This is a genomic window from Dyadobacter sp. 3J3, from assembly GCF_009801115.1.
GTDB lineage: Bacteria > Bacteroidota > Bacteroidia > Cytophagales > Spirosomataceae > Dyadobacter.
In genome coordinates this window covers 1-11,625 of record NZ_VTOL01000037.1, presented here as the reverse complement: position 1 = coordinate 11,625, position 11,625 = coordinate 1, and the positions used below count along the sequence as shown (strand labels likewise).

General features: G+C 40.1%; 5 protein-coding genes. All 5 read left to right on the top strand.

The features are described 5' to 3' along the window. Nucleotides 1–209 precede the first annotated feature (209 nt). Nucleotides 210–1,250, top strand: a complete 1,041-nt coding sequence (locus tag FZF08_RS31275; protein ID WP_159478804.1) for a hypothetical protein — start codon at nt 210–212, stop codon at nt 1,248–1,250. A gap of 211 nt (nt 1,251–1,461) precedes the next feature. Beyond that, nucleotides 1,462–3,870 carry an ABC transporter permease gene (locus FZF08_RS31270; protein WP_159478801.1) on the top strand — a complete coding sequence of 803 codons (2,409 nt, stop codon included), beginning with the start codon at nt 1,462–1,464 and terminating at the stop codon, nt 3,868–3,870. Nucleotides 3,871–3,965: 95 nt separating this feature from the next. Continuing rightward, nucleotides 3,966–6,404, top strand: a complete 2,439-nt coding sequence (locus tag FZF08_RS31265; RefSeq protein ID WP_159478798.1) for an ABC transporter permease — start codon at nt 3,966–3,968, stop codon at nt 6,402–6,404. 148 nt (nt 6,405–6,552) lie between these two features. Beyond that, complete coding sequence (locus tag FZF08_RS31260; RefSeq protein WP_159478795.1) at nt 6,553–9,009, top strand: ABC transporter permease; 2,457 nt, start codon at nt 6,553–6,555, stop codon at nt 9,007–9,009. A 61-nt stretch (nt 9,010–9,070) separates the two neighbouring features. Further along, a complete protein-coding gene (locus FZF08_RS31255) occupies nt 9,071–11,497 on the top strand; it encodes an ABC transporter permease (RefSeq protein ID WP_159478792.1) in 2,427 nt (808 codons plus the stop codon). Nucleotides 11,498–11,625 lie beyond the last annotated feature (128 nt).

Below are 11,625 nucleotides of genomic sequence, written 5' to 3'. Positions count from 1 at the left end.
AAAGTAATCCGAACCAAACTTTGCGATGAATTCAAATTCATTACAGAAACGGTTTTGCTGCAGAGAGCTTTCATAAAGTTATTAATCACGAAACAAAATTCCTTATTGGGTAACTTTGCGTGAAACCTTAAAAAAACTTTACGCCACCATGCAACCTCTAATTCAGAATATACATCTTAACTCCAAATGACAAGAAAACTTATTAGATCATGAAAAAAAATAATTTACTACTAGCCGCATTTGTTCTGTTTATCACCCTTACAGCCAATGCGCAGAATTCAGACGAAAAGCCTTACGTCTCAAAAAATTTCACAAGCGCTTCGCTGACAAATCTTAAAGTTGAAACTTCCGGCGGTTCTATCACCGTTGCCGGCGACCAGGCTAGCGGTGTGAAAGTTGAAATGTATGTTCGTCCAAATAACTGGAATGGTAAAGCCAATCTTAGCAAGGAAGAAATTGAAGACAGACTGGAAGACTTCGATATTTTTATCGGTGTAGAAGCGGGACAATTGAAAGCAACCGCGATTCGTAAAAACAAAAATGGCTGGGACAAAAACAGCGTTTCCATTTCATTTAAAGTTAATACGCCAAGAAACATGGCTACGAATCTGCGCACAAGCGGTGGCAGTATCCGGATTTCCTCTCTTACGGGAGAACAAAATTTCAGAACAAGCGGAGGAAGTTTGAGAGTATCAGATCTTGACGGTGCAATCAACGGACAAACTTCTGGTGGTAGTATTGAAGTTGAAAACTGTAAAAAGGAAATTACACTTAGTACAAGTGGGGGAAGTATTAAAGCCAGCGAATTAATCGGAAAAATTAATCTGCACACTTCTGGTGGTAGTATTACACTAAACAGCCTTGACGGTGATATTATCGCTCAAACGAGCGGTGGAAGTATCAAAGGGGACGGAATTAAGGGCAATCTTGATGCAGGAACTTCTGGTGGGTCTGTACGTTTGGCCGGTGTTTCGGGTGGTGTTAAGGCACATACAAGCGGCGGAAGCATGGAAGTAGAAATCACACAACTAGGTAAACTTGTAGATCTGTCCACGTCGGCTGGAAGTCTGCGTGTGAATATGCCAATGGATAAAGGAATGGACTTAAATCTGAGAGGAAATAAAGTGACCGTAAGTTTGAAAAACTTTGACGGACAGGTGGAAAAAGATCGCGTTCTTGGTAAAATGAACGGTGGTGGAATTCCTGTTAATTTGTCTGCAAACGGCGGATCAGTTTCTATCAATCAATAAAAAATAAATAACCGTAATCTCAGTCTTTTACAGGCGTCCGCACCTGAACAAAAGTGTCCGTAATCGGACACTTTTGTTGTTTTAAATCAATCTAAAATTCTGATTATCAGTGTGATATTATTTTGGCATAAGATTTACCTTGTCTGTTATATATAATGCAACCTATGAAATTCTGCTTTGCCGGATTTTCTTTTCCTTAATCCTGTCGGTCATGCCAAAAAATTACATTACAATCGCCTGGCGAAACCTTACGCGCAACAGTCTGTATGCATTGCTAAATGTTGCCGGTCTTTCAATTGGTTTGGCTTGCGCGCTGATTGTCTTCTGGTTTATTCGTTTTCAGACCTCGTTTGATCATTCTCATACCAATATTGATCACATTTACCAGATCACAACCGAGTTTCATTCGGATGGCATCGGGTATTCGCGTGGCGTTCCTGCGCCGATGTGGAAGGCGATGGAAGCGGAATTTCCGCAATATAAATCCAGCATGTGTTTTGAAAATTATGATTCCTTCATGGCCACGCTGGATAACAGTGGAAAAGCTGTTAAGAAATTCAAGGAAGAAGGTCCAAATCTGGCATTTGTCCAGCCCGAATACTTTTCCATTTTTGATGCACACTGGCAAATTGGTACTCCCAAAGGATCATTGAGCAAGCCTAATACGATTGTGATCAGCGAAAAAATGGCCCGGAAATATTTCGGCACTGAAAATGCAATTGGTAAAAGCATCAAGCTTGAAAATGAAATTAATCTGGAAGTAACTGGAATTATTGACAATGTCGCAGAGAATACCGACCTGCCCTATGAGTTCTTTGTTTCATTTCAAACACTCGGTGCAAACCCAAAATTCAACTACGGAGGAAGCGGACTTGACAATTGGAGTGGCGTCAATTCAAATACGTTTTGTTTTCTTTTATTACCGGAAAACGTAAATGTAAAAGGTGTTGAAAAGCAAATGACAGCACTGAATAAGAAATATCATAGCAAAGATTTCGCCTTTTACAGACATCCGCTAATTCCCTATGCAACCATGCACCATTCTGAAACATATGGTGGTGCAATGCCTATGAAATGGGTCTGGATCATGAGTGTGATCGGGATATTTTTGATTGTTACGGCCTGTTTTAATTTTATCAATATGGCCACTGCACAAGCATTACGGCGTTCCAAAGAAGTTGGCGTTCGTAAGGCGGTAGGCGGAACAAGAAGTCAGGTTTTTATCCAGTTTATGACCGAAACCGCTTTGATAACACTGGCTGCGCTGGTTATTGGTTTTGCACTTGCATTTTTGGTCGTTCCGCATATTAACAGCTGGCTGGATCAGCCGGGAACCTGGCCGGTGCATATTAATTGGGCCGATGGTTTGTTATGGAGTTTTATAGCGTCACTTTTTCTGGGCGTTGTGCTTCTGGCTGGTTCTTATCCGGGTGGAATTCTGGCTGGATTCAGGCCTGTACTGGCATTGAAAGGAAATATTTCAACCCGTCAGATCGGAGGGATTTCCCTGCGTCGCGGACTTATTGTATTTCAGTTTGTGCTGATTCAATTACTGGTTATTTGCACGTTGGTAGTCAATAATCAGGTTGATTTTATGTTATCGCAATCGGTAGGTTACGAAACAAAAGGGATTGTAGAACTGCAAATTCCAACGCCGGATAAAGTAAATCAGAGCACTTTCAGACAGAGATTATTAGAAATTCCAGGCATTTCGGATGCGTCTTTTTGTCTTTTTCTTCCTACCACGAATTCAAACAACAACAGTAACGTACAATTTGATACTCGTCAAAAAGAAGAATTGTGGAGCATGAATACCAAAAACGCAGACAACAATTACGTGAAAACTTTTGGTCTTCAATTTGTTGTCGGTGAAAATATCCCTAAAAGTGATACCATTCGCGGTTTTTTAATCAACGAAAAAGCAGTAGAGCGTCTGGGATTGAAAAATCCTGCGGATGCGATAGGTAAAAACCTGAAAATATGGGGCGTTACAGCTCCGATTTATGGGGTACTGAAAAATTGGAATAACACGTCGTTCAAAAGCGGAATCAATCCCATCGCGATTTTCACTTACAAGGATTACAACTACCGTTGCGCTGTGAAGCTGAATACGACGAATCTTCACCAGACAATGAAAAGTGTAGAAAAATTGTGGAATGAATACTTCCCTGACTACATGTACGAGCAATCATTTATGGACGACAATATTGCCAAAAGTTATGCGCTCGAAAATATGATGCTGAAACTGATCCGCGTGTTTTCTTTCATCGCGATTTTCATCGGTTGTCTTGGTTTGTACGGTTTGGTGAAATTTATGGCTTCTCAGAAAACGAAAGAAATTGGTGTCCGCAAAGTTTTAGGAGCCAGTATTATCAATATTATTGGTCTGTTTGGTAAAGAAATTTCACTGCTCATAGGTGTGGCTTTCCTTATCGCCGCGCCTCTTGGCTGGTATGTAATGCATGGCTGGCTGCAAGATTATGAGTACAGAATTCCAATTGGTGCTGAAATTATGATTCTGGCCGTTACGATCACTTTCGTTGTAGCTGGTATTACGGCCGGATACGAATCAATAAAAGCGGCACTGGTGAATCCCGTAAAATCGTTAAAATCAGAATAAATCGTAGCCCGTCGGACGGCTTTTTCTGCCCTCCGACGGGTAATAAAAAGATTGAAAAGTCTCAAAATTTATAAGCCAGGAAAACAATTAAAGCCATGTTTCAAAATTATCTCAAACTCGCGTGGAGGCATCTCGTCAATCAAAAGATGTATTCTTTTGTCAAAATAGGTGGTTTTGCTATCGGTATCGCGGCCTGTCTTTTGATTGCTTTATTCATAAAAGACGAGCTTCGTTATGACGAGGATATTCCGTTTCAAAACCGGACATACAGACTTGTAACGGTAGAAAAATACCAGGGTGAAATAATTCCTTATACGTACCAGCAGGCAGCCGTTGCCAAAGTAATCAAGGAAGATTACCCGGAAGTTGAAAAAGCAGGAAGATTTTTAAGTAGTGAGCTCTTTGGAGCGGGGCCAAACCAGATAAGAAGGTCGGATAAATTGCAAAATGTTTACGAAGAACGTTTTGTATATATGGATCAGGATCTGATTGATATCTGGGGCTTGAAAATGCTGGAAGGTGATCAGGAACATGCTTTGGATGAGCCAAATACTATGGTCATTACAAAGTCAAAAGCGGATAAGTTTTTCCCGGGCGAAAGCGCTATTGGTAAAATTATGTTCATTAATGACGATGTCAAAAAACCAAGAAAAATCACCGGCGTTATTGCCGATTTTCCAAAGAACTTTCACGTTGGTTTTGATTTTCTGATGACGATGGCTGGCGTCGTATTTTACGAAGGGGAACAAACCAATTGGCTCGCTACCAATTATCAAACGTATTTAAGGCTGAAAGAAGGAACGGATCAGCATAAGTTTGAATCGAAACTTTCTGCGATTACCAAAAAATATTACATGCCCCAGCTCATTGCAAGCGGACAAAAAATCAATGCGGGACAAATTGAAGCAGATAAGAAGTATCAATTACAGCCTGTTTCAGAAATCTATTTAAGAAACGGTAAAATTCTGGATGGTTTGAACCATGGCGATATGCGTTTTATATGGCTTTTTGGCGGTATTGCAGGATTTATACTTTTGCTTGCATGTATCAATTTTGTAAACCTTTCCACCGCAAAATCGGCCAACAGGGCGATGGAAGTAGGGTTGAGAAAAACAGTAGGCTCGGATCGCAATGGTCTGATCAGTCAGTTTCTGACGGAATCTCTTGTAATAAGTTTTGTATCGATTTCGCTTGGTTTTGTTTTGGCCTATATTCTTCTTCCTTTTTTCAATACACTTTCATCGAAATCTCTGGTTTTTCCATTTACTGAGTGGTGGCCATTACCGGTATTAATTCTTAGTTCATTTGCTATCGGAATTTTGGCTGGCTTATATCCTGCGTTTTACCTATCCGGTTTTAAGCCGATCAATGTTTTAAAAGGACAATTGGTAAAAGGGAAAAAAGGTGCGGATTTGAGAAGCATACTTGTTGTTTTTCAATTCACAACCTCCATCATTTTGATTATCGGCACCTTTGTGATTTACCGTCAGGTTAATTTTATCCTGAATGCAAAAGTCGGATACAACAGGAATCAGGTCTTGCTTGTACATGGTACCAATACGCTGGGAGACAAGGTCGCTGTTTTTAAAGACGAAGTCAAAAATCTGCCGCAAGTTAAAAGCGCTACGGTAAGTGATTATCTGCCAATTAAGGAAACAAAACGTAATGGAAATCCATTTTGGCTTGACGGGAAAACGAAGAAAATGTCTTCTGTTAGCGGACAGTTCTGGGTGACGGATTATGATTATATAGAAACCCTGGGAATGAAGATTGTACAGGGAAGGAATTTTTCAAAAGATCGGAAGACGGATGACAAAGCAGTTATCATCAATCAAAAACTGGCAAAAGAACTTGGTTTGAAAAATCCTGTTGGTCAATATATTACTAACGAAACAAACAATGGTAACAAACTTGAAGTGATCGGTGTTGTCGAAGATTTTCATTTCGAATCCATGAAAGATGATATCGATCCGCTTTGTATGGCTCTGGGTTCAAGTCCTTCTATGGTTTCCATTAAAATAGGAACTTCGGATACAAAAGGAGCGATTCAATCAATATCCAAAGTTTGGAATTCATTAGCTCCAAATCAGCCGATCCGTTACACATTTATGGACCAGAATTTTTCCAGAATGTATGATGACGTAAACCGCTTGGGACAGATTTTTAGCAGCTTTGCAATTTTAGCAATCATCGTCGCCTCACTGGGTTTATTTGCCCTTTCAGCTTTCATGGTAGAACAACGCAGAAAAGAAATTGGAATACGGAAAGTATTAGGCGCATCCGTTCAAAGTATTCTTGGCTTGCTAACCAGGAATTTCCTGATTCTGGTACTTATTTCGGCTGTCATTGCGTCACCAATTGCCTGGTATATTATGCAAAAATGGTTGCAGGATTATAAATACAAAATTGACATTACCTGGGATATTTATGTTTTTGCCGGTATTTTGGCCGCCACCATAGCCGTGTTGACTGTAAGTTACCAAGCCATAAAAGCAGCCTTAATTGATCCTGCAAAAACTCTGAAAAGTCAGTAACATTCTTTTTAGTATCCGTCCGACAGCGCAAAAAATCTTACGACGAAGCCAGAACTCCCGTCCGACGGCTTTTTCGCCGTCGGACGGGTAATGAAAAGTAAGAATAAGATACTAATCTCAAATCATTAGCCAGAAAACCTTCAACAAAATGCTTAAAAATTATCTCAAAATCGCCTGGCGGAATTTACTTTCCAGTAAGCTCTTCTCTTCCATCAATGTATTCGGTTTATCCGTTGGGATGACGTGCTGCATGCTTCTTTTGCTATACATTATGAGCGAAATGTCGTTCGATAAACATCAGGAACATGCAAATGATCTGTATTTGTTGAGAAGTGAAAATGTCCAGTCTAATGGCGATAAAATGGATAATCCCAGAGCTCCGGCACCTTATGCGCAAGCTGTAAAAGCAGAATTCCCGGAAGTGGAGCAGGTTACAAGACTTTGGTGGAATTTCCTGGAAGCAAAAACATTACTAAAAGTAACCCAACCCGGAAGACCTGAAAAATCATTTTATGAAACAAAAGGAATCAGTGTGGATTCTACGTTTTTCGATGTTTTTACCTATCAGTTTGTTGAAGGCGATGCCAGAACGTCCATGAACGATCCGCATTCGGTGGTATTGTCGGAAGATGTTGCTCATAAATTTTTTGGTAAGGAATCAGCTCTAAATCAAACGATACGCATTGGTGGAAGATCTGGAAATAATGAAGATTATAAAGTGACCGGTGTCTTCCGTGATGAAAGTGCCAGATCGCATATTGATGCGCGTTATTTTATGTCAATCAATTCGGGTTGGGTAGGAGACTATCTGAGACAGCCCAATCTGGATTTCACGAACAATAATATGTTCTACACCTATCTGCGATTAAAACCCGGAACAAGCGCAGAAAAATTCAGTAATAAACTGCCTTCTTTCATCGAAAAATATGCGCGAAAGGATTTGAGACTGGCTGGTTTTGATAAAAAGTTATTCCTTTTACCCGTAAAAGATATTCACCTTTTCAACAAAATTGACAGAATTGTTACGTCGACCACGAGCACCACATATCTTTATGTACTTGCTTCCATCGCACTTTTTACGTTATTGATTGCATGCATCAATTTCATGAACCTGGCTACGGCGCGTTCCGCCAGGCGGGCTGCCGAAGTTGGAATCCGTAAAGTAATGGGTGCCGGAAAAAGTGGTTTGATCGGTCAGTTTCTGGGCGAGTCAATGGTACTCACTTTCCTGGCTCTGATCGTTGCGGTTATTTCAGTGATTGTTTTTCTTCCGGTTTTTAATCAACTGGCGGATAAAAATTTAAGTATTTCCGAATTATTCAAACCAGAAGTTGCTCTTGCATTCATCGGTCTGGCAATAATAACGGGATTATTGGCGGGCAGTTATCCGGCATTTTACTTATCGGTATTTAATCCTTTGGATGTGATCAAAGGGAAATTTGTAAATTCAGTTTCTGCAACAACGCTTAGAAGAGGATTGGTTGTTTTCCAGTTTGTAATTTCAATCGGGCTTGTTGTGGCCACAATGGTCATCCAGGGACAAATTAAATTCATGCAGGAACAGCCGCTTGGATTTAAAAAGGAACAGCAGATTGTAATTCCTTTACGAAGTCAGGAAGCGAAGAAAGCATATAACGCGCTCAGAAATGAAATTCTTCAAGATAATCAGGTTTCGGCGGCTTCTGGCACTTCTTATTATCCGGGTATTATCAATCCGAGTGATATGTCGGTTTTTCTTCCCGGACAAAGTGTAAACTCCGACGTTTTGGTAAAAACAAACGGCGTTGCAGCCGATTTTATGAAAACGATGGATTTTAAACTTGCTGCCGGAAGAATGTTTTCAGCTGAATATCCGGCTGATACCAATAATAAAATAGTGGTTAACGAAGCAACTTTACGGAAATTCAGAATCCCGCTAGACAAAGCCGTGGGGCAAAAACTCAATTTTAATATGGATGAAAAGGAAATCGGATCCTTGGAAATCGTCGGGGTGGTGAAAGATTTTCATTTTGAAGATTTACACAAAGTCATCGAGCCCTACGCATTTTTCCTCAATAATGATACCGATTTTAACTACGTGATCGCCCATGTTAACACGAAGGATTTGAGCACAGTTTTGCCTTTTCTGGAAACAAAATGGAAATCGCTGATTCCGGAAGAGCCGTTCTCCTACACTTTTCTGAATGACGATTTCCAAAGCAATTATTCGGCAGATGCACGTACCTCACGCATCATCAACACTTTTACGGTTATATCAATTTTAATTTCCTGTCTGGGTTTATTTGGACTCGCAGCTTTTGCAGCACAGCAAAGAACAAAGGAAATTGGTGTGAGAAAAGTTTTGGGCGCATCCATTCCAAGTATCGTTGCTTTACTTTCCGGCGATTTTATCAAACTCGTTCTCATTTCAATTTTGATCGCCACACCGCTTACCTGGTATGTCATGGGGAAATGGCTTCAGGATTTTGCTTACAGCATCAAAATGGAGTGGTGGATGTTTATCATTGCTGGTGTTTTGGCGATTGTAATTGCTTTACTTACAGTAAGTTCGCAGGCAATTAAAGCTGCGATGACCAATCCAGTAAAATCGCTCAAATCGGAATAACTGAAAAATTTAAAAGAAATGTCGTTCAGGGAATTTCACTTTTTTCTAACCTATACTAATCATGATCAGGAATTATTTAAAAATTGCTTTCCGGAATCTGATCCGGAATAAGGTTTACAGCACGATTAACATCGCAGGGCTGGCCATGGGTATCGCTGCTTTTCTGTTGATCCTTGAATATGTGAGTTTTGAAAAAAGTGTAAATCAATTCCATAAGAATCTGCCGGAAATGTATCGGCTCATCAATCTGGATAATAAGGGAAAAACCTGGGCGGAAGTGGAACCTGCCTGGGCAACAAGAGCAAAACAGAATTTTAGTGAGATTAAGGACTATTGCCGTTTTGCGGATGATATCGCCAAAGGTATTGTTAAAACAGAAGGTAATAAAGCCGAATCTTTCCGTGAAAATAATATTGGTTATGCAGATGGGAATTTCTTCGATTTTTTCAGTTTCCCGGTTTTAAAAGGGAATAAAGCGTCACTGAATCAACCTAAAACCGTATTTATTACGGATAAAATTGCTGATAAATATTTTGGCAAAACAGATCCGATCGGGAAAGTACTGACACTTTCCAACCAGTTTGGTACTTTATCCTATTCCGTTGAAGGTGTTTATGAATCGCCTCAAAATTCGGATATTAATCTGGATATGGTATTTTCATTGAAAACGCTGGAAAATGCCGCAAATCTGAATGGAAATGACTGGGCGAATTTGAATAACGATGACAATCAGTATATTAATACTTTTTTGTTGTTGGATAAAGGAGCAAATTACAAAACGCTGGAACAAAAACTTTCCAGATACAGAGAAGAAAATCAGACAGATAAGGATGGGATTCAATTTCGTTTACAGCCAGCGGCCAATATTCATTTGGCAGCAAGCCTGAGCGATACCTATCAAACCTCAGGAAATGTCAAGTATGTCTACACGCTTGGCGCGATTGCGTTTTTGATTTTACTGATCGCCTGGTTTAATTACATCAATTTATCCACAGCAAATTCGCTGAAACGTGCCAGTGAAGTGGGCGTGAGAAAGGTAATAGGAGCCACGCCGTGGAATCTGATCGGTCAATTTTTGGGTGAATCTGCTCTGGTGAATTTTTTGAGCTTCACCGTTGCTATCCTACTTGTTTATATACTTCAACCCTTTTTCAATCAATTGATTGGGAAAAATCTTTCACTTGAAGTCTTGGGGAATTCTCCGGTCTGGATGATAGGTTTGGGAGTTTTTCTGATCGGAATGCTGGCATCGGGAGTTTACACCGCTTATGCTTTATCCAATTTCAATCCGGTGAAAATCCTGAAAGGAAAACTGACAAAAACTTCACAAGGTGCCTTTTTAAGGAAATCGCTTGTCGTTTCTCAGTTTAGTATTTCTATTGCTCTGATGCTGGTCACGATTGTGATTTACAGTCAGCTTAAATTTATGCAGAATGAAAATCTGGGTGTGAAAACCAGTCAGCTGCTCGTGATCCGCGGACCGGAAATTGGAAAAGACAGCACCTACAAAATCCGCAAAGCTGCCTTTTGGAATGAAATCAGCGCGCAGAGTTTTGTAAAAGATTATGCGCTTTCAGGAAGTGTGCCAGGTAGTTTTTACAATTTTAACACATCCGGGTTTACGCAGCCGGGATCCAAAGCCGGGGATGAATTGGCTTCATACGCATTCACAATTATTGGCGACCGCTATCTGAATGTATATGATCTGAAACTGAAAGCTGGAAGGAATTTTACGCCCGAAGAAACCAACATAGAATGGAATAAAAATTCAAAGGTGATTATGAATGAAACAGCCATTCGGCAGCTTGGATTTGAATCGGCGGAGGATGCTTTGAAAACCAAAATTAAATGGGATGAACGCTATCTTGAAATCATTGGTGTCGTAAAAGATTATCATCACACGGGCTTGCAAAAAGCGATTGATCCAATTATTTTTTACCCTCAGAATAGCAGCCAGTATATTACCATCAGTTTGACGGCGGATGATATGCAGGATAAAATCGCCAGGTTGGAAAAGATTTATAAAGGATACTTCACCGATAATCCGTTCGATTATTTCTTTGTTGATGAAAACTTCAATAAACAATACGTTTCCGAACAACAGTATAGCCAAATATTCACAACAGCATCCGTCTGGGCTATTTTTATCGCCTGCCTTGGACTTTTCGGGTTGGCTACATTTACGGTTGAAAACCGGAATAAGGAAATTGGGATCAGGAAAGTACTGGGTGCTTCGGTGGTTAGTATTGTTGGACTTTTGTCAAAGGATTTTATATTACTCATTGTAATCGCAATTTTGATTGCAAGTCCTCTTACCTATTATTTTATGCAAAAATGGCTTAGTGATTTTGCATACCGAATCGATATTTCCTGGTGGATTTTTGCGGTTGCGGCTGGCTTATCCCTCTTCATTGCGGTGCTTACAATTATGTTTCAGGGAATTAAGGCGGCACTCATTAACCCGGTTAAATCTCTTAAATCTGAATAAAAAAGGGTTTCACGCAAAGTTACCCAATAAGGAATTTTGTTTCGTGATTAATAACTTTATGAAAGCTCTCTGCAGCAAAACCGTTTCTGTAATGAATTTGAATTCATCGCAAAGTTTGGTTCGGATTA

Bases quoted from the DNA above. Each gene is read 5' to 3' on its own strand.
- FZF08_RS31275 (WP_159478804.1), top strand. From the start codon at position 210: ATGAAAAAAAATAATTTACTACTAGCCGCATTTGTTCTGTTTATCACC.
- FZF08_RS31270 (WP_159478801.1), top strand. From the start codon at position 1,462: ATGCCAAAAAATTACATTACAATCGCCTGGCGAAACCTTACGCGCAAC.
- FZF08_RS31265 (WP_159478798.1), top strand. From the start codon at position 3,966: ATGTTTCAAAATTATCTCAAACTCGCGTGGAGGCATCTCGTCAATCAA.
- FZF08_RS31260 (WP_159478795.1), top strand. From the start codon at position 6,553: ATGCTTAAAAATTATCTCAAAATCGCCTGGCGGAATTTACTTTCCAGT.
- FZF08_RS31255 (WP_159478792.1), top strand. From the start codon at position 9,071: ATGATCAGGAATTATTTAAAAATTGCTTTCCGGAATCTGATCCGGAAT.